This is a genomic window from Streptomyces sp. NPDC006487 (genome assembly GCF_042870555.1).
Lineage (GTDB): Bacteria > Actinomycetota > Actinomycetes > Streptomycetales > Streptomycetaceae > Streptomyces.
The window spans coordinates 247,918-272,092 of sequence record NZ_JBIAHN010000008.1 but is presented as its reverse complement, the minus strand read 5'-3'; the positions used below and the strand labels follow the sequence as shown (position 1 = coordinate 272,092).

At 69.4% G+C, this 24,175-nt stretch carries 21 protein-coding genes; 13 read left to right on the top strand and 8 right to left on the bottom strand.

Annotation, left to right across the window (positions count from 1 at the left end; translation table 11 throughout):
• Positions 1–112: 112 nt before the first annotated feature.
• From rplI to rpsF, 4 genes are all read right to left on the bottom strand, one after another.
• Positions 113–559, bottom strand: coding sequence for a 50S ribosomal protein L9 (rplI, locus tag ACFYM0_RS16260; protein WP_243331152.1), 447 nt, complete (start codon positions 557–559; stop codon positions 113–115).
• Positions 560–577: 18 nt separating this feature from the next.
• Positions 578–814 (bottom strand): 30S ribosomal protein S18, encoded by a 237-nt coding sequence (gene rpsR, locus ACFYM0_RS16255; protein WP_005315025.1) that lies wholly within the window; start codon positions 812–814, stop codon positions 578–580.
• Between the two features lie 43 nt (positions 815–857).
• A complete protein-coding gene (locus tag ACFYM0_RS16250) occupies positions 858–1,460 on the bottom strand; it encodes a single-stranded DNA-binding protein (RefSeq protein WP_388501504.1) in 603 nt (200 codons plus the stop codon).
• Between the two features lie 72 nt (positions 1,461–1,532).
• Entirely contained in the window at positions 1,533–1,823 is a 291-nt protein-coding gene (gene rpsF, locus ACFYM0_RS16245) for a 30S ribosomal protein S6 (protein ID WP_015034882.1), read from the bottom strand.
• A 250-nt stretch (positions 1,824–2,073) separates the two neighbouring features.
• Between rpsF and ACFYM0_RS16240 the strand changes: the two genes are divergently transcribed.
• From ACFYM0_RS16240 to ACFYM0_RS16230, 3 genes are all read left to right on the top strand, one after another.
• Positions 2,074–2,388 (top strand): hypothetical protein, encoded by a 315-nt coding sequence (locus ACFYM0_RS16240; protein ID WP_388501502.1) that lies wholly within the window; start codon positions 2,074–2,076, stop codon positions 2,386–2,388.
• Positions 2,389–2,517: 129 nt separating this feature from the next.
• Positions 2,518–3,636, top strand: a complete 1,119-nt coding sequence (locus ACFYM0_RS16235; protein WP_243331146.1) for a peptidoglycan bridge formation glycyltransferase FemA/FemB family protein — start codon at positions 2,518–2,520, stop codon at positions 3,634–3,636.
• A 66-nt stretch (positions 3,637–3,702) separates the two neighbouring features.
• Positions 3,703–4,734 carry an alanine racemase gene (locus ACFYM0_RS16230; protein ID WP_388501499.1) on the top strand — a complete coding sequence of 344 codons (1,032 nt, stop codon included), beginning with the start codon at positions 3,703–3,705 and terminating at the stop codon, positions 4,732–4,734.
• 1 nt (position 4,735) lies between these two features.
• Here the strand turns inward: ACFYM0_RS16230 and ACFYM0_RS16225 are convergent, their stop codons facing one another.
• Together ACFYM0_RS16225 and ACFYM0_RS16220 are read right to left on the bottom strand one after the other, a co-directional pair.
• Positions 4,736–6,196 (bottom strand): glycosyltransferase family 87 protein, encoded by a 1,461-nt coding sequence (locus tag ACFYM0_RS16225; protein ID WP_388501496.1) that lies wholly within the window; start codon positions 6,194–6,196, stop codon positions 4,736–4,738.
• 104 nt (positions 6,197–6,300) lie between these two features.
• The gene (locus ACFYM0_RS16220; protein ID WP_388501493.1) at positions 6,301–8,814 is read right to left on the bottom strand and encodes a transglycosylase domain-containing protein; all 2,514 of its coding nucleotides are present in this window, start codon (positions 8,812–8,814) and stop codon (positions 6,301–6,303) included.
• A 274-nt stretch (positions 8,815–9,088) separates the two neighbouring features.
• Here ACFYM0_RS16220 and ACFYM0_RS16215 point away from each other — a divergent pair, with 274 nt between their 5' ends.
• From ACFYM0_RS16215 to ACFYM0_RS16205, 3 genes are all read left to right on the top strand, one after another.
• Complete coding sequence (locus ACFYM0_RS16215) at positions 9,089–9,691, top strand: PadR family transcriptional regulator (RefSeq protein ID WP_327253820.1); 603 nt, start codon at positions 9,089–9,091, stop codon at positions 9,689–9,691.
• Positions 9,692–9,740: 49 nt separating this feature from the next.
• On the top strand, positions 9,741–10,823 hold the full coding sequence (locus ACFYM0_RS16210) for an inositol-3-phosphate synthase (protein ID WP_250738618.1): 1,083 nt from the start codon (positions 9,741–9,743) through the stop codon (positions 10,821–10,823).
• A 106-nt stretch (positions 10,824–10,929) separates the two neighbouring features.
• On the top strand, positions 10,930–12,210 hold the full coding sequence (locus tag ACFYM0_RS16205) for an MFS transporter (protein ID WP_388501490.1): 1,281 nt from the start codon (positions 10,930–10,932) through the stop codon (positions 12,208–12,210).
• Positions 12,211–12,295: 85 nt separating this feature from the next.
• Here ACFYM0_RS16205 and ACFYM0_RS16200 read toward each other — a convergent pair whose 3' ends face one another.
• Entirely contained in the window at positions 12,296–13,762 is a 1,467-nt protein-coding gene (locus tag ACFYM0_RS16200; RefSeq protein WP_388501488.1) for a CCA tRNA nucleotidyltransferase, read from the bottom strand.
• 187 nt (positions 13,763–13,949) lie between these two features.
• Between ACFYM0_RS16200 and ACFYM0_RS16195 the strand changes: the two genes are divergently transcribed.
• From ACFYM0_RS16195 to trxA, 7 genes are all read left to right on the top strand, one after another.
• On the top strand, positions 13,950–16,220 hold the full coding sequence (locus ACFYM0_RS16195; protein WP_388501485.1) for a DUF6049 family protein: 2,271 nt from the start codon (positions 13,950–13,952) through the stop codon (positions 16,218–16,220).
• 46 nt (positions 16,221–16,266) lie between these two features.
• Positions 16,267–18,444, top strand: coding sequence for a murein biosynthesis integral membrane protein MurJ (murJ, locus tag ACFYM0_RS16190; protein ID WP_388501482.1), 2,178 nt, complete (start codon positions 16,267–16,269; stop codon positions 18,442–18,444).
• A 117-nt stretch (positions 18,445–18,561) separates the two neighbouring features.
• A complete protein-coding gene (locus ACFYM0_RS16185; RefSeq protein ID WP_388501480.1) occupies positions 18,562–20,286 on the top strand; it encodes a protein kinase family protein in 1,725 nt (574 codons plus the stop codon).
• Positions 20,287–20,311: 25 nt separating this feature from the next.
• A complete protein-coding gene (gene sigM / locus ACFYM0_RS16180) occupies positions 20,312–21,013 on the top strand; it encodes an RNA polymerase sigma factor SigM (protein WP_327253826.1) in 702 nt (233 codons plus the stop codon).
• Positions 21,010–21,963 (top strand): anti-sigma factor family protein, encoded by a 954-nt coding sequence (locus tag ACFYM0_RS16175; protein ID WP_388501477.1) that lies wholly within the window; start codon positions 21,010–21,012, stop codon positions 21,961–21,963. The genes sigM and ACFYM0_RS16175 overlap by 4 nt, the downstream gene beginning before the upstream one ends.
• Positions 21,964–22,088: 125 nt before the next feature.
• On the top strand, positions 22,089–23,048 hold the full coding sequence (gene trxB, locus ACFYM0_RS16170; RefSeq protein ID WP_388501474.1) for a thioredoxin-disulfide reductase: 960 nt from the start codon (positions 22,089–22,091) through the stop codon (positions 23,046–23,048).
• Between the two features lie 53 nt (positions 23,049–23,101).
• Complete coding sequence (trxA, locus tag ACFYM0_RS16165; protein WP_388501472.1) at positions 23,102–23,440, top strand: thioredoxin; 339 nt, start codon at positions 23,102–23,104, stop codon at positions 23,438–23,440.
• Between the two features lie 107 nt (positions 23,441–23,547).
• Here trxA and ACFYM0_RS16160 read toward each other — a convergent pair whose 3' ends face one another.
• A complete protein-coding gene (locus ACFYM0_RS16160; protein ID WP_388501471.1) occupies positions 23,548–24,165 on the bottom strand; it encodes a GNAT family N-acetyltransferase in 618 nt (205 codons plus the stop codon).
• Between the last annotated feature and the right edge of the window lie 10 nt (positions 24,166–24,175).

The window sequence follows — 24,175 nt, the reverse complement described above, 5'->3', positions numbered from 1 at the left end:
CGCCCTGGAGCAATGTTTCACGTGAAACAGGGGCCGACCGTGCCCGGTGTTTCACGTGAAACACGAAGAAGGGCCGCACCCCCGGAGGGGTGCGGCCCTTCATGCGCAGCCCTTAGGCGGCGACGACCTCGATGCCGACGGTCGCGGCCACGTCAGCGTGCAGACGCACGGAGACCTGGTACGAGCCGAGGGTCTTGATCGGGGAGCCCAGCTCCACGCGGCGCTTGTCGACCTTCGGGCCACCGGACGCCTCGATCGCCGTGGCGATGTCGGAGGGCGTGACGGAACCGAAGAGACGACCGGCGTCACCCGCGCGGGTGGCCAGACGGACCTTGACGTTCTCGAGCTTGGCCTTGAACTCGTTGGCCTGCTCGATCGTCGCGATCTCGTGGATCTTGCGGGCGCGGCGGATCTGCGCCACGTCCTTCTCGCCACCCTTGGTCCAGCGGATCGCGAAACCACGCGGGACCAGGTAGTTGCGAGCGTAGCCGTCCTTGACGTCGACGACGTCGCCGGCGGTGCCGAGGCCAGAGACCTCGTGGGTCAGGATGATCTTCATTATTCGGTCACCCTTTCCTTATCGCGCGGTGGACGTGTAGGGCAGCAGTGCCATCTCACGGCTGTTCTTCACAGCCGTGGCGACGTCACGCTGGTGCTGCGTGCAGTTGCCGGTGACGCGGCGGGCACGGATCTTGCCACGGTCGGAAATGAACTTCCGCAGCATGTTCGTGTCCTTGTAGTCCACGTACGCGGTCTTGTCCTTGCAGAACGCGCAGACCTTCTTCTTAGGCTTGCGCACAGGCGGCTTCGCCATTGTGTCTCTCCTGTGAAATCAAGAAGTGGGGGTGCGAGCTGCCCTAGAAGGGCGGCTCGTCCGAGTAGCCACCGCCGGAGCCGCCGGAGCTTCCGCCCCAACCGCCACCGCCGCCGCCCTGCTGCTGGCCGCCGGCCGGCGCACTGGACGCCCAGGGGTCGTCGGAGGGAGCTCCGCCGCCCTGGGGGGCGCCGCCACTGGGGGCTCCGCCCCAGTTGCCACCGCCGCCGCCCTGCTGCTGACCGCCGCCACCGCCGCCGTATCCACCCTGAGCGCCGCGACCAGTGGTCTTGGTGACCTTGGACGTGGCGTTCTTCAGGCTGGGGCCGACTTCCTCGACGTCCAGCTCGTAGACCGTGCGCTTGACACCCTCACGGTCCTCGTAGGACCGCTGCTTCAGCCGGCCCTGCACGATGACGCGCATGCCCCGCTGAAGGGACTCGGCGACGTTTTCCGCCGCCTGACGCCAGACCGAGCAGGTCAGGAACAGGCTTTCGCCGTCCTTCCACTCATTGGTCTGCTTGTCGAAAGTGCGGGGAGTGGACGCGACACGGAACTTCGCGACCGCCGCACCCGAGGGGGTGAAGCGCAGCTCGGGGTCGTCGACGAGATTGCCGACGACCGTGATGACGGTCTCGCCTGCCATGGATGAACCTCTCGGCGGGGATTGCTGCTGGGCTGCTGTGCTACTCGGTCCCGATTACCGCTGAACCGAAGTTCAGTGGGTCTCGGGGCGAAGGACCTTGGTCCGGAGAACCGACTCGTTCAGGTTCAGCTGTCGGTCAAGCTCCTTGACGACCGCAGGCTCGGCCTGGAGGTCGATGACCGAGTAGATGCCCTCGGGCTTCTTCTTGATCTCGTAAGCGAGACGACGACGGCCCCAGGTGTCGACCTTCTCGACCTTTCCGTTGCCCTCACGGACGACAGAAAGGAAGTTCTCGATCAGCGGGGAGACAGCGCGCTCCTCGAGATCGGGGTCGAGGATGACCATCACTTCGTAGTGACGCATGTGGAACCCACCTCCTTTGGACTCAGCGGCCACGGTCGTTCCGTGGCAGGAGGGTCGTGATGCGTGCGCACGGCATCTGCAGAGCAGACACCGCGCAGCTGTACAGACTACCTCCTCGACTCCTTCCGGTTGAAATCCGGCACCAGGAGGCGACAATCTGTATGCATCGGGTGTGCTCGGTGCTATGCCCCCGGCTCCTGCCGGAGGAAGCCCGCAGCACCGCTCTGCTGCAGCCAGGAGGTGCCTTCCGATGGCACAGGCAATGCGTCCTCAGTCCTCCATCTCGCTCTTCGCGACCGACGGCAAGCCCCATCCGCTCCAGGACACCCTGGTGGCCGTCACCCTGGTCCTCGGCGCCGTGGCGTTCGTCACGGGCTTCTTCCACCATCTGCACCTGCTCAGCTCGTGGACCGGGCTGATCGGGATCGTCACCGGGCTCTACGGCCAGTTCATCTCCGCCACGACACGCGAGCGCACAGCGCTGATCATCGGGCTCGGAGCCTCGGCCATCGGCTTCTTCCTCGGCATGGCGCACGGCGGTCTCTTCGGCGGCTGGCTGGGCTGACCGGGTGCCTCCGCGACGGGGCGCCGGCCTCCCACCGGCCCGGGCCCGGCCCGTCCCCCAGATGGGTGGCGCCCACGTCGCAGTAGGCTTCGCGCCATAGCCAGCGAAGCCGCCGAGGAGACGCCCCGCATGAGCCTGTCCCTGAGGACCATCAGCCGAGAGCAGCACCTGGGCTACCTCCAGAGCCTGCCCTCGGCTAGCCACTGCCAGGTCCCGGCGTGGGCCGACGTGAAGAACGAGTGGCGCTCCGAGAACCTCGGATGGTTCGACCAGTCCGGCGAACTCGTCGGCGCCGCACTCGTGTTGTACCGACAGCTGCCCAAGGTGAAGCGGTACCTCGCGTACCTCCCCGAGGGCCCGGTCATCAACTGGTACGCCCCCAACCTCGAGGAGTGGCTCCAGCCGATGCTGGCGCACCTCAAGCAGCAGGGCGCCTTCACCGTGAAGATGGGCCCGCCCGTCGTCATCCGCCGCTGGAACTCGACCGCCATCAAGGCCGGTATCCAGGACCCGGAGGTCAAGCGCCTGCGCGACGTGGAGGCCTCCGTCATCGAGCCCCGCGCCTTCGAAGTCTCCGACAAGCTGCGCCGGATGGGCTGGCAGCAGGCCGAGGACGGCGGCGCCGGCTTCGGCGACGTCCAGCCCCGGTACGTCTTCCAGGTGCCGCTGGCCAACCGCTCGCTGGACGACGTCCTCAAGGGCTTCAACCAGCTGTGGCGCCGCAACATCAAGAAGGCCGAGAAGGCCGGCGTCGAGGTCGTCCAGGGCGGCTACGAGGACCTGCCGACCTGGCAGAAGCTGTACGAGGTCACGGCCGAGCGCGACAAGTTCCGCCCGCGCCCGCTCAGCTACTTCCAGCGCCAGTGGACGGCCCTCAACTCCGAGGACCCCAACCGGATGCGGCTGTACATCGCCACGCACGAGGGGGAGCCGCTGGCCGCCGCCACGATGCTCACCGTCGGCCAGCACGTCTGGTACTCGTACGGCGCCTCTGCCAACCACAAGCGCGAGGTCCGTCCCTCGAACGCGATGCAGTGGCGGATGCTGCGCGACTCCTACGCGCTCGGCGCAAGCGTCTACGACCTGCGCGGCATCAGTGACACCCTGGACGAGAACGACCACCTGTTCGGCCTGATCCAGTTCAAGGTCGGCACGGGCGGTGAGGCCGTCGAGTACGTCGGCGAGTGGGACTTCCCGCTCAACAAGCTGCTGCACAAGGCGCTCGACATCTACATGTCGCGTCGCTGACCCGCTCCATCCACACACACCGCACCGCTGCACCACGCAGCTCATCGAGAGAGGCTCCGGACGGGCATGGCGCTCACGCTCTACGTCGACACCGCGCGCTGGCGTGCGCACCAGAAGCAGATCCAGGACCAGTTCCCCGGGATGATCCCCGTCTGCAAGGGCAACGGCTACGGCTTCGGTCACGAGCGGCTCTGCGAGGAGGCCACCCGGATGGGTGCCGACGTCCTCGCCGTCGGGACGACGTACGAGGCCGCCAGCATCAAGGACTGGTTCGGCGGTGACCTGCTCGTCCTCACCCCGTTCCGGCGCGGCGAGGAGCCTGTGCCGCTGCCGGACCGGGTCATCCGCTCGGTTTCCTCGCTGGACGGGGTGCGCGGCCTGGTCGGTGCCCGTGTGGTGATCGAGTGCATGAGCTCGATGCGCCGGCACGGGATCTCCGAGCAGGACCTCGGCCAGCTGCACACGGCGATCGAGGACGTCCGGCTGGAGGGCTTCGCCCTGCACCTGCCGCTGGACCGCCCCGACGGCTCAGACGCCGTCGAGGAGGTCATCGCCTGGATGGACCGGCTGCGCGCGGCCCGGCTGCCCCTGCACACGATGTTCGTCAGCCACCTGAAGGCCTCCGACCTGGCGCGGCTGCAGCAGCAGTTCCCGCAGACCCGCTTCCGGGCCCGCATCGGTACCCGGCTGTGGCTGGGCGACCACGAGGCGACCGAGTACCGCGGCGCGGTGCTCGACGTGACCCGTGTCTCCAAGGGCGACCGGTTCGGCTACCGGCAGCAGAAGGCCGCCTCCGACGGCTGGCTGGTCGTCGTCGCCGGCGGCACCTCCCACGGAGTCGGCCTGGAGGCCCCCAAGGCCCTGCACGGGGTGATGCCGCGCGCCAAGGGAGTCGCCCGCGCCGGTCTCGCCACCGTCAACCGGAACCTGTCGCCCTTCGTGTGGGCGGGCAAGCAGCGCTGGTTCGCCGAGCCGCCGCACATGCAGGTGTCCATCCTGTTCGTGCCGTCGGACTCTCCCGAGCCGAAGGTCGGCGACGAGCTGGTGGCGCACCTGCGCCACACCACCACGCAGTTCGACCGGGTGCTCGACGCCTGAGTCACTCCCCGGGGCGTACGCCCCACTCCACTCGCTGTCCCTCCGAAGGCGCCGCTTCCTGCGGCGCCTTCGGCGCGAGCGGGAGCGTGAAGACGTCCTCGGCACCGTCCAGGACGCCCCCGGAGGGGTCGTCCGAGCCGTCGCGCCGCACCACGTCCCGATCGGGCAGCAGGATGTCGCGTACGACCACAGCGCACAGGTAGAGCGTGCACAGCAGGTGGGCCGCGATGGCCAGCTGATAGCCCTCCAGGGGCAGGCCCTGGTGCTTGTCCCCGCTGGTCGTGTAGGCGAGGTAGAACCAGATGCCCAGGAAGTAGACGACCTCGCCGGCCTGCCAGATCAGGAAGTCCCGCCAGCGCGGCCGGGCCAGCGCCGCCAGCGGGATGAGCCAGAGCACGTACTGGGGCGAGTAGACCTTGTTGACCAGGATGAAGGCCGCCACCAGCAGGAAGGCCAGCTGCGCGAAGCGGGGGCGGCGGGGCGCGGTCAGCGTGAGCAGTCCGATGCCCGCGCACAGCAGCAGCGTCAGGCCCGTCGCATAGGTGTTGGCGCCTTCGATGGGGTTCCCCGAACGCTGGGAGATCAGCAGCCACACGGATCCGAAGTCGATGGGCCGCTCCTGGCTGAAGGTGTAGAACTTCTGCCAGCCCTCCCAGGCGAAGAGCATCACGGGCAGGTTCACCACGAGCCAGGCGACCAGGGCGCCGCCCAGCGCCTCGCCGAACGCACGCCACTTCCCGGCCCGCCAGCAGAGCACGAACACGGCACCGAGCAGCAGGACGGGGTAGAGCTTGGCCGCCGTTGCCAGGCCGATCAGGACACCGAAGGACCGCGCTCCGCCCCGCGACCACATGAGCATCGCGGCGGCGGTCAGGGCGATGGCCAGCAGGTCCCAGTTGATGGTCGCGGTGAGCGCGAAGGCGGGAGCGAGGGCGAAGAGCAGCGCGTCCCACGGCCGCCTGCGGTGGGTGCGGGCCACGCACACCGCGATCACGGCGGCGCAGACCATCAGCATGCCCGCGTTGACCATCCAGTACATCTGCTCCCGGTGCTGCATGGAGCCGCTGCCGGGGGTCATCCAGGAGGCGATCTCCATGAAGAGCCCGGTGAGCACCGGGTACTCCAGGAACTGCATGTCGCCGGTGAGCCGGTCGAAGTACGGGGTGAGGCCCTCGGCGAAGCCGCGTGCGACGTAGAGGTGCGGGATGTCCGAGTAGCAGGCGTGGGTGTACTGGGAGCCGGCCCCGCGGAACCACGCCCAGTCGTAGCAGGGCAGCTTCTGCACCATGCCGAGCGCGAACATCCCCAGGGCCACGAGCACGACGACCCGCACCGGGGTCAGCCAGTGTCCGCCCAGCCGGGCGTAGCGGCCCAGCGGGCCGCCGATGAACTCGCTTCCCGCGGCGGCCACCTCGTCCTGCTGGGTGGGCAGTACGGGGCTGTCCTCGTGCACCTTCGTCATGCGCACATCCTGCCGTACGGCGCCGCCCCCGCCCATGACACGGGGGAGAGGGCCGCCGCACCGGGTGCGACGGCCCTCTCCGGCCGGGTCGTGGGGGCGTCGGGTCAGCCCCCCGTGGAGCCCCCTATCGGGAACTCTCCGGTACCGCCGCTCGGCCTGTCCCGCGACTTGCTGGGCGAGGGCGAGGGCGACCGGGACGAACTGGCGCTGGGGCTGGGCTCGCAAATGGCCCAGGGCCTGCAGGTCGGCTTGCCGTGGCTGCGCGAAGGGCTCGGGCTGGGGGACGGGGACGGCGAGTTCGACGGAGACGGCGACGGTGAGGGGGACGGGGAGGGCGACGGCGAGGGCGAGGGGGCGCCCGAGGCGTTCGCGACGACTCCGAGCTCGTCGGGCTCCGGGAAGTCCGACTCCGGGACGCCGTTCAGCGCCTCCTTCATGTACTTGGTCCAGATCTCGGCCGGGATGTCACCACCGTGGAGGGAGGGAATGCCCGCCACGCCCCGCATCGAGATCAGTTCCTTCTTCTTGGCGCTCGGGTCGGAGCGGAAGAGGGCCACGGAGGTGGACAGCTCGGGGGTGTAGCCGACGAACCAGGCCGACATGTTCTTGTCGGTGGTACCGGTCTTGCCCGCGGCGGGCCGGCCGAGCTTCTTGGCCTTCGTGCCGGTGCCGTTCTCGACGACGTTCTGCAGGACCTTGGTGACGTTGTCCGCGACGGAGTCGTCCATGGCCCGCTGCCCCTTGGGAGCGGCGAAGCCGGGGACGTCCTTGCCGTTCTTCTGGACGCTCTTCACCGAGTACGGATCGTGGTGGATGCCGGAGGCGGCGAAGGTGGCGTAGGAGTCGGCCATGCGGATGGCGCTGGGGGTCGAGGTGCCCAGTGCGAAGGAGGCGTTGTCGTTGGGGTCGAAGGACTCCTTCAGGATGCCGGTCGCCTCCGCGACGGCCTTCACCTTGCTGTGTCCGACGTCGAAGACGAGCTGGGCGAAGGGCACGTTGATGGACTTCTCCATCGCCTCGTTCAGGGTCACGTAGCCGTAGGCGGTCGGGCTCTCGTTCTTCTGCCGGAACGGCTTGCCCGCGCCGTCGCGCAGCGGCTCGCCCGCACGGTTGTTGATCACCGTGAGGTCGTTCGCCTGGTACTTGCTCTTGGCCGAGATCCCCTCGCCGTCCGAGTTCTGGGTGCCGTACTGCATGGCTGCCGCCAGCACGAACGGCTTCCAGGTCGAGCCGACCTGGACGCCCGAGGTATTGGCGTTGTTGTTGAAGTGCTTCTTGTCGATGCCGGGACCGCCGTACAGGGCCACGAGGGCGCCGGTCTTCACGTCCACCGAGGCCGCGCCGAACTGGACGAAGGTGTCCGTATCGGGCCGCTTCTTCTCGTCGAGCATCCCGTCGCGGGTTCCCTCGACGGCCTTGACCAGCGCGTCCACCTTCTTCTTGTCGAAGGTGGTGTGGATCCGGTAGCCGCCCTTGGCCAGGTCCTCGACCTTGATGCCGTTGGTCTTCAGCATGTACAGCTTGGCCGTCTCGACCAGATAACCGATCTGGCCGGACATGCCGGCGGCCTGGGCCGGTTCGATCAGTGCGGGGAATTCCTTGTACTTGTCCCGCTCGGCCTGCTGCATGCGCCCGACCTTGACCTCGCGGTCGAGCACCCAGGCCCAGCGCTCCTCGGCCCGCTTGGCGTTCGCTTCGGGCGTGGCCGCGGAGCCGATGCCGCCGTCGGGGTTGTAGAGGTTGGGGCCCTTGAGCACGGCGGCGAGGAAGGCGCTCTCGGAGGGCGTCAGCTTCTCGCAGTCCTTGCCGAAGTAGGCGCGCGCGGCCGCCTGGATCCCGTAGGCGTCACGGCCGTAGTAGGCGGTATTGAGATAGCCGGCGAGGATCGTGCTCTTCCGCTCGCTGACACCCAGCTTTATCGAGATGAAGAGCTCGGTGACCTTTCGCTTGAGCGTCTGATCCGAGTCCAGGTACTGGTTCTTCACGTACTGCTGGGTGATCGTGGAGCCACCCTGGGTGGATCCGCCCTTGGCCATGTTCCACACGGCGCGGGCGATGCCCATCGGGTCGACGCCCTTGTCCGAATCGAAGGACTCGTTCTCCGCGGCGATCACGGCGTTCTGCATCGAAAGGGGGATCTTGTCGATGAGGACGATCTGGCGGTTCACGGAGCCGCCGGTCGCGACCATCTGACTGTTGTCGGCCCAGTAGAAGACGTTGTTCTGCGCCTCGGCCGTCTTGTTCACATCGGGCTTGTTCACCATGGCGATGCCGATTCCGGCGCCCACCGTGATCATCGCGCAGAAGCCCAGAATCGTGCCGCTGACGAGCTTCCACGAAGGGACGAAGCGCTTCCAGCCGACCTTTTCGCCGCGCGGGTAGTTGATGAACCGCTTGGGTCGGCCGGCGCCCCGACCCCGGCCCGCCGAGCCGCGGCCGGCGGATCTCCGGGCATCCGAACGGCTGCCGTGCCCCGGCTGCTGGGAATACGACCCGCTGGGGGACGCGGTGGGGACGTCACGCCCGGCGCCCCTGGACGGGCGCTGCTGGGCAGCCCTACGGGCGGCGGCGCGGCCACCGCTCTGGGGCTGTTGCGGTTTGCGGCGGTGCTCGCTCATCGAACGACTACTCCTCGGGCAGGCGAGTGGCCTGGAAGCGGCAGGTGAGTTCCGGTCCCCCCGGTGTCATGGCGCACAGACTACGCACGCCCAAAAGCCAATCAGTGCCGAAGTTCACCCCAAATCAGGCAACTTGCCTCGTGCAAATCGGTGATGTGACGCCGGTCACCGTGTCACCACTTGTAGCTGAGGGCTACCCGCTCTATCGTCTGGATGTATCGAGTCGATACATCAGCTCGACATAAAGACTCCGAGGCAGGGGAAGGGCAAGCGGATGAGCAGGCGCTCAGGCATCCTCGAGTTCGCTGTTCTCGGCCTGCTTCGCGAATCCCCCATGCACGGTTACGAGCTGCGCAAGCGGCTCAACACCTCGCTGGGGGTGTTCAGAGCGTTCAGTTACGGGACGCTCTACCCCTGCCTCAAGACGCTCGTCACCAACGGCTGGTTGATCGAAGAACCGGGCAATGCCCCGGAGGACGCTCTCGCCGCTTCACTCGCAGGGCGCCGCGCCAAGATCGTCTACCGGTTGACGGCAGCAGGTAAGGAGCACTTCGAGGAGCTCCTCTCCCACACGGGCCCCGATGCCTGGGAGGACGAGTCCTTCGCCGCCCGCTTCGCCTTCTTCGGCCAGACCGAACGAGAAGTGCGCATGCGGGTACTGGAGGGCCGTCGCAGCCGCCTTGAGGAGCGCCTGGAGAAGATGAGCGCCTCGCTGGCTCGCACACGCGAGCGGCTCGACGACTACACGCTCGAGCTGCAACGCCACGGCATGGAATCCGTGGAGCGCGAAGTGCGCTGGCTGAACGAGCTCATCGAGAGTGAGCGGGCGGGACGGGATCAGAGACGACCCGGTCCGTCCGACGAAACTGCAAAGTGAGGTCTGCATCTCGCAGGCCTCGTCCGAGAACAAACAGGGAGCAACCGGAATGGGTTCGGTTCGCGTAGCCATCGTCGGCGTAGGCAACTGCGCCGCCTCGCTGGTGCAGGGCGTCGAGTACTACAAGGACGCCGACCCGGCGGCCAAGGTCCCCGGTCTGATGCACGTCCAGTTCGGCGACTACCACGTGAGCGACATCGAGTTCGTCGCCGCGTTCGACGTCGACGCGAAGAAGGTCGGCCTCGACCTTTCGGACGCCATCGGCGCCAGCGAGAACAACACCATCAAGATCTGTGACGTCCCGAGTGCGGGCGTGACCGTTCAGCGCGGCCACACCCTGGACGGTCTGGGCAAGTACTACCGCGAGACGATCGAGGAGTCGGCCGAGACCCCGGTCGACATCGTCCAGACCCTTCTGGACCGCCAGGTCGACGTCCTGATCTGCTACCTGCCGGTCGGTTCCGAGGCTGCGGCGAAGTTCTACGCCCAGTGCGCCATCGACGCCAAGGTCGCCTTCGTCAACGCCCTCCCGGTCTTCATCGCCGGCACCAAGGAGTGGGCCGACAAGTTCACCGAGGCCGGTGTCCCGATCGTCGGCGACGACATCAAGTCGCAGGTCGGCGCCACCATCACGCACCGCGTGATGGCGAAGCTGTTCGAGGACCGCGGTGTCCGTCTTGAGCGCACCATGCAGCTCAACGTCGGCGGCAACATGGACTTCAAGAACATGCTGGAGCGCGACCGCCTCGAGTCGAAGAAGATCTCCAAGACTCAGGCCGTCACCTCGCAGATCCCCGACCGCGAGCTCGGCGAGAAGAACGTCCACATCGGCCCGTCCGACTACGTCGCGTGGCTCGACGACCGCAAGTGGGCCTACGTCCGCCTCGAAGGCCGTGCCTTCGGCGACGTTCCGCTGAACCTCGAGTACAAGCTCGAGGTGTGGGACTCCCCGAACTCCGCCGGTGTCATCATCGACGCGCTGCGCGCGGCGAAGATCGCCAAGGACCGGGGCATCGGTGGCCCGATCCTGTCGGCTTCGAGCTACTTCATGAAGTCCCCGCCGGTGCAGTACTTCGACGACGAGGCTTACGCGAACGTCGAGAAGTTCATCAAGGGCGAGGTCGAGCGCTAGTCGAAACCGCGGCGTCCTCGCGGACGCCTGGACTTCGGCTGTTCTTCCACGGAGGGTCCCCGGGCAATGTGCCCGGGGACCCTCCGCGTATGTGACCCTTTCCCTCATGGCTGTCGTACGTGATCTGCGCGTACTCCTGCGTCTGCGGGACTTCCGCAACCTGCTCGCCGTACGGCTGCTCTCCCAGGCCGCCGACGGGGTCTACCAGGTCGCACTGGCCGCCTACGTCGTCTTCTCCCCGGAGAAGCAGGCCTCGCCGGCGGCCATCGCCTCGGCCATGGCGGTGCTCCTGCTGCCCTATTCGGTGATCGGACCCTTCGCGGGAGTCCTGCTGGACCGCTGGCGCCGCCGCCAGGTGTTCCTCTACGGGAACCTGCTGCGGGCCTTCCTCGCCTGCGTCACCGGCATGCTGATCGTCGCGCACGTCCCCGACTGGCTCTTCTACGCCTCGGCCCTGTCCGTGACCGCGGTCAACCGCTTCGTGCTGGCCGGGCTCGCGGCTTCCCTGCCGCGGGTCGTCGCGCCCGCCCAGCTGGTCACCGCGAACGCCCTCTCACCCACCGCGGGAACGCTCGCCGCCGTCGCCGGCGGGGGCCTGGCCTTCCTCGTCCGCGTCTTGGCCGACGACTCAGACGCCCTGGTCGTCCTCCTGGGAGCCGGCCTCTACCTGTGCGCGGCCCTGGTCTCCCTGCGTCTGGCCCTGAACCTCCTCGGACCCGACCACCCTCCCGGCCGGATCAACCCGACGGTCCGCCAGGGGATCGCCCTCACCGTGCGGGGCCTGGTCGAGGGCCTGCGACACCTTGCTTCCCGGCGCGAGGCGGCCCGGGCGCTCACCGCCATGACCGTCATGCGGTTCTGCTACGGGGCCCTGTTCGTCACGCTGCTCATGCTCTGCCGCTACGCCTGGTCGGACAACGAGGCCGACGGGCTGGCCCTGCTCGGGGTCACGGTCGGCGTTTCCGGGGCCGGGTTCTTCGCGGCCGCCGTCATCACTCCCTGGCTGGTGGGCCGGCTGGGCCCCCTCGGCTCCATCACCCTCTGCGCCGCGAGCGCCGCGGTGCTGGTACCGGCGCTCGGCCTGTTCTTCGCACCCGGCCCGATGCTGGCAGCCGCCTTCGTGCTGGGCCTGGCCACCCAGGGCGCCAAGATCTCCACCGACACCGTCGTGCAGTCCCAGGTGGACGACGCCTTTCGCGGCCGCGTCTTCTCCCTCTACGACGTGCTCTTCAACGCCGCCTTCGTCGGCGCCGCCGGGGTGGCCGCTCTCGTGCTCCCCCTCGACGGGCACTCCGTCACTTTGATCATCGGGGTGGCGATGCTCTATGCCGCTACCGCGGCGCTCCTCATGCGTCAGGGCGATGTTTCACGTGAAACATCGCCCTGACCGCAGCACGACCGGATCTCCGCCCCGATGTTTCACGTGAAACATCGGCGGGCCCGGGCCCTAGGGCACTCGCGCCCGCAGGGCCTCAGCCCTGAGCGGCCCACCACTCCTTGAGGGCTGCGACCGCCGCGTCGTGGCCCATGGGACCGTTTTCCAGCCGCAGCTCCAGCAGGAACGCATAGGCCTTGCCGATCGCCGGGCCGGGACCCACGTCGAGGACCCGCATGATCTCGTTGCCGTCGAGGTCGGGGCGGATCGCATCCAGCTCCTCCCTCTCCTGCAGCTGGGCGATGCGCTCCTCCAGCCCGTCGTACGTGCGGGAGAGCGCGTTCGCCTTGCGCTTGTTGCGCGTGGTGCAGTCGGAGCGGGTCAGCTTGTGCAGGCGGTCCAGCAGCGGACCGGCGTCGCGGACATAGCGCCGCACCGCCGAGTCGGTCCACTCCCCGTCCCCGTAGCCGTGGAAGCGCAGGTGCAGCTCCACCAGCCGGGACACGTCCTTGACCATGTCGTTGGAGTACTTGAGCGCGGTCATGCGCTTCTTGGTCATCTTCGCGCCCACCATCTCGTGGTGGTGGAAGGAGACCCGTCCGTCGCTCTCGAACCGGCGGGTCCGGGGCTTGCCGATGTCGTGCAGCAGGGCCGCGAGCCGCAGCACCAGGTCCGGGCCGTCCTCTTCCAGTGCGATCGCCTGCTCCAGCACGATCAGCGAGTGGTCGTAGACGTCCTTGTGCCGGTGGTGCTCATCGCTCTCCAGGCGCAGCGCCGGCAGCTCCGGCAGCACGTGCTCGGCCAGCCCCGTGTCCACGAGAAGGCCCAGGCCCTTGCGCGGGTGCGCGGACAGCAGGAGCTTGTTCAGCTCGCCCTGGATCCGCTCGGCCGAGACGATTTCGATGCGGCCGGACATCTCCGTCATCGCCGCCACCACGTCCGGGGCGACCTCGAAGTCGAGCTGGGCGGCGAACCGCGCCGCCCGCAGCATCCGCAGCGGGTCGTCGGAGAAGGAGTCCTCGGCCGTGCCCGGGGTGCGCAGCACGCCCGCCCTGAGGTCTTCCAGACCGCCGTGCGGGTCGACGAACTCCTGCTCGGGGAGCGCGACGGCCATCGCGTTCACCGTGAAGTCCCGACGGACGAGGTCTTCCTCGATGGAGTCGCCGTAGGAGACCTCGGGCTTGCGCGAGGTCCGGTCGTAGGACTCCGAGCGGTAGGTCGTCACCTCGATCTGGAAGGTTCGATCAGCGTCTCCGACGCGGGCGTCCTTCTGCGCACCGACCGTGCCGAAGGCGATGCCGACGTCCCAGACCGAGTCGGCCCACGGCCTGACGATCTTGAGAACGTCCTCGGGGCGGGCGTCGGTGGTGAAGTCGAGATCGTTGCCGAGGCGCCCGAGCAGCGCGTCGCGGACGGACCCGCCGACCAGGGCGAGCCGGAAACCCGCCTCCTGGAAACGGCGGCCGAGCTCGTCGGCGACAGGGGCGATCCGCAGCAGTTCACTCACCGCGCGGGCCTGCCCGTGATTCAGGACACTGGGGTTGTCTTCGTTGGCGTTCGGCACAACAGAAAAGGGTACGTGCCCGGCCCGCCCGGAGCTCCCGTGTTTTGCGGCCACCCCGGCCCCCGGCCCCTCCGGGGCGGACCCGATCATGTGGAGCAAGGCGCGGCACTCGCGCACAGCGGGCCTCGTTACCATGCGTGGACGCACAAACGACGACCACTGACACTCCGAGGGACGGGCGAGCGCGTTGGCCGAGGCGGCAGACATCCAGGGGGCACCCCTCGCTCCTGCCCGGCGACGCTGGCTGCGGCGCGCGGTCGTCCTGCTCGCCGGGACGCCGGTGCTCGCCGGCCTGGTCTACTCGCACGCCCCCGAAGCCCAGGCCGCCGAGACGGCTGCCGCCGCGGTCGACGTCCAGCTCGACGCCATGGCGCCGAGCACCCCGGTCAAGGGCGACACCCTCACCATCTCGGGCACCGTGACCAACAACGGCTCCGAGAAGATCACCGACGCGCACGTGGGCCTGCGGGTCGGTCCGGCGCTGGGGGACCGCAGCTCCATCGACGAGGTCGCGGAGCGCGGCGCATTCCGGGCGGGCACGGACCCGGCGGAGGTCGGCGCCGAGTTCGCGGTGAAGATCGATTCACTGCCCTCGAAGATCAGCCAGCCGTTCACCCTCAAGGTTCCGGTGAACAAACTGGACCTGGACGAGGACGGCGTCTACCAGCTCGGCGTCTCCCTGTCCGGGGAGACCGAGAGCCGCCAGTACGAGCAGGTCCTGGGCATCAAGCGGACCTTCCTGCCCTGGCAGCCGGACGCCGCCGCCAAGCGGTCCCAGCTCGCCTACGTGTGGCCGTTGATCTCGACCACGCACTTGACCTCGGAGACCGGCTCGGACGAGCTGCAGACCCCCGTCTTCCTCGACGACAACCTCGCCGACGAGCTGAAGCCGGACGGCCGCCTGGGACAGATGGTCACCCTCGGCAAGGACCTTCCCATCACCTGGGTCATCGACCCGGATCTGCTCTACACCGTCGACGCCATGACCAAGGGCTACCGGATCCGCACCCCCGACGGCCGGACCGTCCAGGGCACGAAGAAGGCCATCGCCGAGCAGTGGCTGAGCTCGCTGGAAGCCGCCGTCCAGGGCAAGAAGGTCGTCGCACTGCCCTTCGCCGATCCGGACATCGCCTCGCTCGCCCACCGCGGCAAGGACGTGTCCGGCACCCTGGGACAGCTGCGGCCCGCCACCGACAAGGCGAAGCAGGCCGTCGAGACGGTCCTGCACGTCCCGGCGAGCACCGACTTCTCCTGGCCCGTGGACGGGGCGATCGACCCGTCGATCGTCAACGTCGCGACGTCGGCCGGTGCCCACAACGTCCTCACCCGCAGCGACAGCCTCCAGGAGACCGGCGCCCTCGGCTACACGCCGTCGGCGGCCCGGCCCATCGGCGCGGGCACCACGGCGGTCGTCGCCGATGCCGATCTCTCCACCGCCTTCCAGGGCGACATGCTCCGCGCCGAGAACTCCACCCTCGCGGTGCAGCAGTTCCTCGCCCAGACCCTGGCCCTGAACCTGCAGGAGACCGACAGCCAGCGCAGCTTCGTCGTCGCGCCGCAGCGGATGCCCAGCGTCAGCCAGGTGCAGACGATGGCCGCCGCCATACGGGGTCTGCAGGCGAGCCGCTGGAGCCAGGCCACGGACCTGGAGACGGCGGCCGCCGCGACTCCGGACCCCCGCGCCGCGACCCAGGTCCCGGGAGCAGGCCAGTACCCCGAGGCGCTGAGCAAGCAGGAACTGCCGGTCTCGGCCTTCGAGAAGATCCGCACCACCGAGACCACTCTCGACCACTTCAAGGTGATCCTGACCGCGCCCGACCGCGTCGAGATCCCCTTCGGCAACACCACCAACCGCGAGATGTCCGCCTCCTGGCGCGGCCGCCCCACGGAAGCGTGGGACTACCGCGACCAGGTGCAGCAGTACCTGATCCGGCTGACCGAGAAGGTCAAGATCATCCCCAAGTCGGACGCCACGCTCTCCGGACACAGCGCGACCATCCCCGTCACCGTCCAGAACAGCCTCGTCCAGGACACCCACAACCTGGTCCTCCGGGTGCGGTCCGCCAACCCGACCCGCCTGATGTTCGGCGACAGCGGGGAGTCCCAGCAAGAAGTCGCGGTCCAGGGCGGGCACAGCCAGACCGTGAAGTTCCCCGCCAACGCCACCGCGAGCGGCCCCGTCGAGGTGACGGCCCAGCTCTTCACCACCGACGGCGTGCCCTACGGCAAGGCCCGCAAGTTCACCGTCGAAGCCACCGAGGTGACCCCGACCGTCATGCTCGTCATCGCGGGCGGTGTCCTCCTCCTCGTCCTGGCCGGCATCAAGATGTACGCCAGCCGCAAGCGCGTCGCGGCACGCGCCGCCGCCGAGGAGAGCACGCAGCAGAGTGACGAGTCCCCGGACACCGGACCGCAAAGCGCGGACCCGTCCGGCACGGGTGAGACAGTGGACCGTTGAGCGACGCCGTGGCCGGTCGGCCTGGGGACGATGAGGTGGGGTTTCGATGAACGCGCCGTACGAAGGTGACCGTGCGCAGGGCACTGGCGGGCCCGCGCCCTCCCAGGGCACTGCCCCCGGCGCCCCGGTGCCGGGACAGGTTCCCGCGCCCGCACCAGCGCCGGACCACGACCCCTATGTCCAGGACGCCTACGCCTACGATCCGTACCGGGCGCAGGACCTCTCCGCCCAAGACCCGGTGGCAGAGGTCCTGTACGACCGGGCCTCGCACCCTCCGCCGCCGCCCGGCACCTTCCAGGAGCCCGGTCCGCTCTACGCGGCCCCGCCGACCCCTTCGTACGCGCCGGACCCCCGGGTATGGGCCCAGACCCCGCCGCCCGAACCGGACGGCCCGTCACGGCACCTGCCCTACGGAGACCACGCCACGACCACCCAGTTCGTCGGCGTGGACTCCCTCGTGACCAAGGCCGCCGACCAGGACCCGCGGCCCGACGCCTTCGCGCACCTCTACCGGGACCAGGACGCGGCGCCCCGCACCCCTGCCGAGGACGCGCCTGTGGCCGCCCCGGCACCGAGCAAGCCCACCGGACGCGCCTCCAGCCTGCTCAAGTCCAGCGCCCTGATGGCCGCCGGCACCATCGTCTCCCGCATCACCGGCTTCCTGCGGACCCTGGTGATCGCCGGAGCGATCGGCGTCGCCACCCTCAACGACAGCTACCAGGTCGCCAACACCCTGCCGACGATGATCTACGTCCTGGTCGGTGGCGGCGCCCTCAACGCCGTCTTCATCCCGCAGTTGGTGCGCGCGATGAAGAACGACGAGGACGGGGGAGAGGCGTACGCCAACCGGCTGCTGACCCTCGTGATGGTCCTGCTGGGCGCCGTCACCGTGGTCTGTGTACTCGCGGCCCCGCTGTTCATCGGCATGATGTCGCAGAAGATCGCCGACGACCCGCAGCGGCTGGACGTCGCCGTCGCCTTCGCCCACTACTGCCTGCCCACCATGTTCTTCATGGGCGTGCACGTGGTCCTCGGTCAGATCCTCAACGCCCGCGGCCGATTCGGCGCGATGATGTGGACCCCGGTCCTCAACAACATCGTCGTCATCGCCACCTTCGGCGCCTTCATCTGGGCCTTCGGCGGCTTCACCACCACGGGCGTCACCGAGGCGGGCATCACCCCCGAGGGCGTCCGGCTGCTGGGCCTGGGCACCCTGCTCGGCCTCGTCGTCCAGTCCCTGGCGATGCTTCCGTACCTGCGCGACGCCGGCTTCAAGCCGCGCCTCCGGTTCGACTGGAAGGGCCACGGCCTCGGCAAGGCCGCCGGCCTGGCCAAGTGGACCTTCTTCTTCGTCCTCGCCAACCAGCTCGGCCTCATCGTCGTCACCCAGCTCGCCACCTGGGCGGGCGAGGTGGCCGACAAGCAGGGCCACGGCGGTACCGGCATCACCGGCTACAACTACGCCCTGCTTCTCTGGCAGATGCCGCAGGCCATCATCACCGTCTCCGTCATGACCGCCGTCCTGCCGCGCATCTCCCGGTCCGCCCACGACGGCGACGCCGCCGCCGTCCGCGACGACATCTCCTACGGACTGCGCACCTCCGCCGTGGCGATCGTGCCCTGCGCCTTCGCGTTCCTCGCCCTGGGCGTCCCGATGGCCGGCCTGCTCTACGCCGGTTCCGGCACGGAGAGCGCCCAGAACATCGGTTTCATCCTGATGGCCTTCGGCCTCGGACTGATCCCGTACTCCGTCCAGTACGTGGTCCTGCGCGGCTTCTACGCCTACGAGGACACCCGGACGCCCTTCTACAACACGGTCATCGTGGCCGCCGTCAACGCGGGCATGTCCGCCGTCGCCTTCTTCGTGCTCCCCGCCCGCTGGGCCGTCGTCGGCATGGCCGCCGCCTACGGCCTCGGCTACGCCGTGGGCGTCGGTGTCGCCTGGCGCCGGCTGCGCACCCGCCTGGGCGGCGACCTCGACGGGGCGCACGTGATGCGCACCTACACCCGGCTCATCGGCGCCTGCGTTCCCGCCGCGGCGGTGGCCGGCGCCGTCGCCTACGCCGTCCTGCACTTCATCGGCAGCGGAGCCCTCGGTTCCTTCACCGCCCTGGTGGCCGGTGGCATCTCCCTGGCGGCGGTGTTCCTCGTCGCGGCCAAGCGGATGCGCATCGAAGAACTCAACGCCATGGTCGGGATGGTCCGCGGGCGCCTGGGGCGCTGATGCGTACAACCATCCTGCTCCCTGGCGTGTCGTGCAGATCGGTGGACTGTGGGCACAATTGGCTTGGCTTCGCAGACTGGCCGACAGTGCGCAACGGATGGGGAGGCGGGGACGACGGTGGCGGAACGTAGCACGGCTGCCGTCGACGTGGCCGACAACAGTGGCGACGAGCCGCTGGCCGCGGAGACGGCCCAGGCCACGGCCGACGGGGTGGACATCCAGAACGGACAAGCCGCGGACGGAAGCATGCCCGAGAAGGACGGCGATCGCAGGAACCCGGCACCCGCTGCCGCGCCCGAGCTGCACAGCGGCCACAAACTGGCCCGGCGCTACCGGCTCGAAGAGTGCGTCACCCGTCTGGACGGATTCAGCAGCTGGCGTGCGATGGACGAGAAACTGCGCCGGGCCGTGGGCGTCCACTTGCTGCCCGCGGATCACGCGCGGGCCCGCGCCGTCCTGGCCGCCGCCCGCTCCTCGGCCCTGCTCGGCGACCCCCGGTTCGTCCAGGTCCTCGACGCCGTGGAGGAGAACGACCTCGTCTACGTCGTCCACGAGTGGCTCCCCGACGCCACGGAGCTCACCGCCGTCCTCGCCGCGGGCCCCATGGAGCCGCACGAGGCCTACCAGCTCGTCAGCCAGGTCTCCCAGGCCATGGCCGCCGCGCACCGCGAGGGCCTGGCGCACCTGCGGCTGACTCCCAGCGCAATACTGCGCACCTCCACGGGCCAGTACCGGATCCGCGGCCTCGCCGTGAACGCCGCCCTGCGCGGCATCACCAGCGAGACCCCGCAGCGCTCGGACACCGAGGCCATCGGCGCTCTCCTGTACGCCGCGCTGACCCAGCGGTGGCCGTACGAGAGCGACGCCTACGGGCTCACCGGCCTGCCCAAGGGCGTCGGCCTGATCGCCCCCGACCAGGTCCGCGCGGGCGTGCACCGCGGTCTGGGCGAGCTGGCGATGCGTGCCCTCGCCAACGACGGGGCCACCGCCTCGCGGCAGGAACCCGCCTGCACCACCCCGGAAGAGCTCTCCAAGGCCGTGGCCGCGATGCCCCGCATCCGGCCGCCGGAGCCCACCTTCACAGCGCCTCCGGAGTACCAGCACACCACCTACCAGCAGGGCAGCTACGGCAGGCCCCAGGGCCCCGGCATGCCCACCACGCAGGTCACCGTCGTGCCCCCGCCGCCGCCCCTGCAGAGCCGGACCGGCCGCGTCCTCAAGTGGGGCGTCGCGGCCCTGCTGATCGCCGCCCTCGGACTGGGCAGCTGGCAGCTCGCCGACACCCTGCTCAACCGGAACAACCAGGGCAGCACCAGCGGCAGCCAGACCACGCACGAGAAGGCCGACGACACCCCGGAGAAGAAGGAGCCCACGCTCCTCTCCATCAAGGGAGCCCAGGAGTACTACCCCGACGGCCTGGCCCAGGACGCCGGCAACGTGGGGAACACCTTCGACGGTGACGCCACCACCTACTGGCGCACCAAGAGCTTCCGCGACGGCCCCACGATGACCGCGGACTACAAGGCCGGAGTCGGCATCGTCTACGATCTCGGCTCCGAGCAAGCGGTCAACGGCGCTTCGATAGCGTTGAAGTACGCCGGCAACCACACGACCGTCACGCTCTACGCGGCCGATTCCATGTCCTCGTCGACCCCGGTCGGCTCCATGAAGAAGATCGCGACCGGCACCACGTCGGACAGCACGCTCAAGGCAACCACCGACGCCCCGGTCACCACGCGCTACGTCGTCGTCTGGATCACGGCGATGCCGCAAGCGGGCGCAGACACGTACAGCGGGGCGGGGTACAAGCAAGCCATCACGGACGTGAAGTTCACGGGCTGACGGACGGCAGGGGAGGGGGCCGGCATTGGACGAAGCCACACCCGGGGGCCGCAGCGACCAGGAACTCCTGTCGCTGCACGCCGCCGGCGACCCGGATGCCTTCGGTGAGCTCGTACGCCGACACCGCGACCGGCTGTGGGCCGTGGCCCTGCGCACCCTCGGCGACCGGGAGGAAGCCGCCGACGCCGTGCAGGACGCCCTCGTATCCGCCTACCGGGCCGCACACACCTTCCGCGGCGAATCGGCCGTCACGACCTGGCTGCACCGCATCACCGTGAACGCCTGTCTGGACCGGGCCCGCAAGGCCGCCTCCCGCAGAACGTCCCCCCTCGACGACACGGACCGCCTGGAGCGCCTTCTGGAGCCCCACGAGTCCGCCGAGGCGCCCGCGGAGCGCCAGGACCTCCACCGGCAGCTGCTGGCGGCCCTGAGCACCCTCCCGGCAGATCAGCGGGCCGCTCTGGTCCTCGTCGACATGCAGGGCTACCCCGTCGCCGAGGCGGCCCGCATCCTCGACGTCCCCGTCGGCACCGTGAAGAGCCGCTGCGCCCGCGGCAGGGCGAAACTCGTCCCGCTCCTCACTCATCTGCGCACGCATACAGGGGATAACACCGATACCGAGCGGGGAAGGAACCGGACACCGGGGACAACCGTCCCACCGGCGGCAGACCGCGGGGATCCGGCCCCGGATCCCAACGCAGTGAAGGGCGGAGGTGGACGAGCGTGAACCCCGCAACCGGCACGACCGGCACGATCGGGCACCCCGACGTCTCGGAGATCTCCGAGCTGGCGGAAGGCCTCCTCTCCCCGTCCCGCACGGCGGAGGTCCGCAGACATCTCGGCGACTGCCCCCTGTGCGCTGACGTCCGTGCCTCCCTGGAGGAGATCCGGGCCCTGCTCGGCACGCTGCCCGGGCCGGCCCGGATGCCCGTCGACATCTCCGGCCGGATCGACGCGGCCCTCGCCGCCGAAGCGCTCCTCGACGCCACCACCCCGCACAAGGCGTCCGGTCCCGGCCGCCCGGACCGGGCGGCCGAAGGCGTCCCCGGTGCCGGTGTTTCACGTGAAACGACCCCCGGACCGCTCGGGGAAACCGGCGCCCTGCGTCCCGCCGGTCACCCGGCCGGCCCAACCGGCCCCGGACGGCGCCGCGCACGCCACCGGATCGCTCTCGCGGGTGGGCTGCTGGCGGCGTGCGCCGCCGGCATCCTGGTGGCCGGCCTGATGTCCGGCGACCACCCCGCCCAGGACATGTCCGCGCGGAGCGACGCATCCGCCGCCCGGTCCGGGTCCGGCACGCCCGAGTACACCGCGCAGGGGCTACCCGGCACGGTGCGCGAGCTCCTCGCGGCCGGCGGCCCGGGAGACAAGGCCGCGGGGGAGCGGAACAACACCTTCGGGGTGGAGAACAGCCCTCCGGCCGAACCGAGCCTCGCCCCGGCCGAAGGCGGGGCGCTCCGGGCACCCGCCTGCGTACAGGAAGCCACCGGCCGCACCGAGACCCCCCTGGGCTTCGAGCCCGGCACCTACGAGGGGAAGGACGTCTTCCTCATCGTCCTGCCCCATCCCGGCGACCCCGCCGCCGTGGACGCCTATCTCGTCGGCTCCGCATGTGTCACCGACCCCTCGGCCGTCCCCGGAAAGCCCCTGCTCACTCGTACGTATCCGAGGAGCTGACCGGCCGGAAAGCTCGGGGGGACAACTCGGGAATGCAGGCGCCGTAGGATCCGTTGGGTGGGGTGAGAGTCCACACCGGCCCCCCGGTAGGCAGCAGGCAGTCCGCAGAGACGAGGAATCAACCCGTGAGCGACGTACGAAACGTGATCATCATCGGCTCCGGGCCGGCCGGTTACACGGCCGCCCTGTACACCGCACGCGCTTCGCTCAAGCCCCTGGTCTTCGAAGGTGCCGTGACCGCCGGTGGCGCGCTGATGAACACCACCGAGGTCGAGAACTTCCCCGGCTTCCAGGACGGCATCATGGGGCCGGACCTGATGGACAACATGCGTGGCCAGGCCGAGCGCTTCGGCGCCGAGCTGATTCCGGACGACGTCGTGGCCGTGGACCTCACCGGTGAGATCAAGACGGTCACCGACACCGCCGGCACCGTGCACCGCGCCAAGGCCGTGATCGTGACCACCGGTTCCCAGCACCGCAAGCTCGGACTTCCCAACGAGGACGCCCTCTCCGGCCGCGGCGTCTCCTGGTGCGCGACCTGCGACGGCTTCTTCTTCAAGGACCACGACATCGCCGTGGTCGGCGGCGGTGACACCGCGATCGAGGAGGCCACCTTCCTCTCCCGGTTCGCCAAGTCCGTCACGATCGTCCACCGCCGCGACTCCCTGCGCGCCTCCAAGGCCATGCAGGACCGCGCCTTCGCCGACCCGAAGATCAAGTTCGCCTGGGACAGCGAGGTCGCGGAGATCCACGGCGAGCAGAAGCTCACCGGCCTCACCCTGCGCAACACCAAGACGGGTGAGACCTCCGAACTGCCCGTGACCGGCCTCTTCATCGCCGTCGGCCACGACCCGCGCACCGAGCTGTTCAAGGACCAGCTCGAGCTCGACGCGGAGGGCTACCTCAAGGTCGACGCCCCCTCGACCCGCACCAACCTCACCGGTGTGTTCGGCGCGGGCGACGTCGTCGACCACACCTACCGTCAGGCCATCACCGCCGCGGGCACGGGTTGCTCCGCGGCCCTCGACGCCGAGCGCTTCCTCGCCGCCCTCGCGGACGCCGAGAAGGCGCACGCGGCGGTCTGACACCCTCAAGCAGCACCACACCCCACTCCCCGCAGGAAAAGAAGGAGGCCGCTGTGGCCGGCACCCTCAAGACCGTCACCGACGCAAGCTTCGATGACGACGTCCTCAAGAGCGACAAGCCCGTCCTGGTGGACTTCTGGGCCGCCTGGTGCGGTCCGTGCCGCCAGATCGCTCCGTCCCTCGAGGCCATCGCCGCCGAATACGGTGACGAGATCGAGATCGTCAAGCTCAACATCGACGAGAACCCGGAAACGGCGGCCAAGTACGGCGTCATGTCCATTCCGACGCTGAACGTCTACCAGCGCGGCGAGGTCGTCAAGACCATCGTCGGCGCCAAGCCGAAGGCCGCCATCCTGCGCGACCTCGACGGGTTCGTCACGATCAAGGCCTGACCCCCCCGCGTCCCGGGTCGGACGCGATCGTGTGACACGGGGCCGCCCCCTGCCAGGGGCGGCCCCGTTCGCATGTCAGGACGCTGGGGGATCAGGCTGTTCCCGCCTCACAGCGGACGCAGCACCGGTTCCTTCCGGGCCGCGCCCAGCAACCGGTCCAGGGCCAGTTCCACGTCTTCCTTCCACGACAGCGTGGAGCGCAGCTCCAGCCGCAGCCGGGGACGCGTCGGATGCGGGCGTACCGTCTTGAAGCCCACCGCCAGCAGATGGTCCGCCGGCAGCAGGCAGGCCGGACCGTCCCAACGGGCATCGCCGAACGCCTCGATGGCCCGGAACCCCCTGCGCAGCAAGTCCTTCGCCACCGTCTGGACCATCACCCGCCCCAGCCCCTGGCCCTGGTACCCCGGCATGATCCACGAGGTGATGAGCTGTACGGCGTCCGGGGACACCGGGCTGGTCGGGAACGCCGTCGCACGCGGCACGTAGGCCGGCGGCGCGTACAGAACGAATCCCACGGGGACCTCGTCCACGTAGACCACCCGGCCGCACGAGCCCCACTCAAGGAGGACGGCGGAGATCCACGCCTCCTTCTCCTCAGCCGGGTTGCCCGCCTTCACGGCGGCCTCGCCGCTGACGGGATCCAGCTCCCAGAAGACACAGGACCGGCAACGCCGGGGCAGGTCCTGGAGGTTGTCCAGCGTGAGCGGTACCAGCCGACGACCCATGACCGCATGG

Bases quoted from the DNA above. Each gene is read 5' to 3' on its own strand.
- murJ (WP_388501482.1), top strand. From the start codon at position 16,267: ATGAACGCGCCGTACGAAGGTGACCGTGCGCAGGGCACTGGCGGGCCC.
- ACFYM0_RS16210 (WP_250738618.1), top strand. From the start codon at position 9,741: ATGGGTTCGGTTCGCGTAGCCATCGTCGGCGTAGGCAACTGCGCCGCC.
- ACFYM0_RS16225 (WP_388501496.1), bottom strand. From the start codon at position 6,196: ATGACGAAGGTGCACGAGGACAGCCCCGTACTGCCCACCCAGCAGGAC.
- ACFYM0_RS16215 (WP_327253820.1), top strand. From the start codon at position 9,089: ATGAGCAGGCGCTCAGGCATCCTCGAGTTCGCTGTTCTCGGCCTGCTT.
- ACFYM0_RS16160 (WP_388501471.1), bottom strand. From the start codon at position 24,165: ATGGGTCGTCGGCTGGTACCGCTCACGCTGGACAACCTCCAGGACCTG.
- ACFYM0_RS16230 (WP_388501499.1), top strand. From the start codon at position 3,703: ATGGCGCTCACGCTCTACGTCGACACCGCGCGCTGGCGTGCGCACCAG.
- ACFYM0_RS16205 (WP_388501490.1), top strand. From the start codon at position 10,930: ATGGCTGTCGTACGTGATCTGCGCGTACTCCTGCGTCTGCGGGACTTC.
- ACFYM0_RS16250 (WP_388501504.1), bottom strand. From the start codon at position 1,460: ATGGCAGGCGAGACCGTCATCACGGTCGTCGGCAATCTCGTCGACGAC.
- rpsR (WP_005315025.1), bottom strand. From the start codon at position 814: ATGGCGAAGCCGCCTGTGCGCAAGCCTAAGAAGAAGGTCTGCGCGTTC.
- ACFYM0_RS16235 (WP_243331146.1), top strand. From the start codon at position 2,518: ATGAGCCTGTCCCTGAGGACCATCAGCCGAGAGCAGCACCTGGGCTAC.
- rplI (WP_243331152.1), bottom strand. From the start codon at position 559: ATGAAGATCATCCTGACCCACGAGGTCTCTGGCCTCGGCACCGCCGGC.
- ACFYM0_RS16220 (WP_388501493.1), bottom strand. From the start codon at position 8,814: ATGAGCGAGCACCGCCGCAAACCGCAACAGCCCCAGAGCGGTGGCCGC.
- ACFYM0_RS16240 (WP_388501502.1), top strand. From the start codon at position 2,074: ATGGCACAGGCAATGCGTCCTCAGTCCTCCATCTCGCTCTTCGCGACC.
- rpsF (WP_015034882.1), bottom strand. From the start codon at position 1,823: ATGCGTCACTACGAAGTGATGGTCATCCTCGACCCCGATCTCGAGGAG.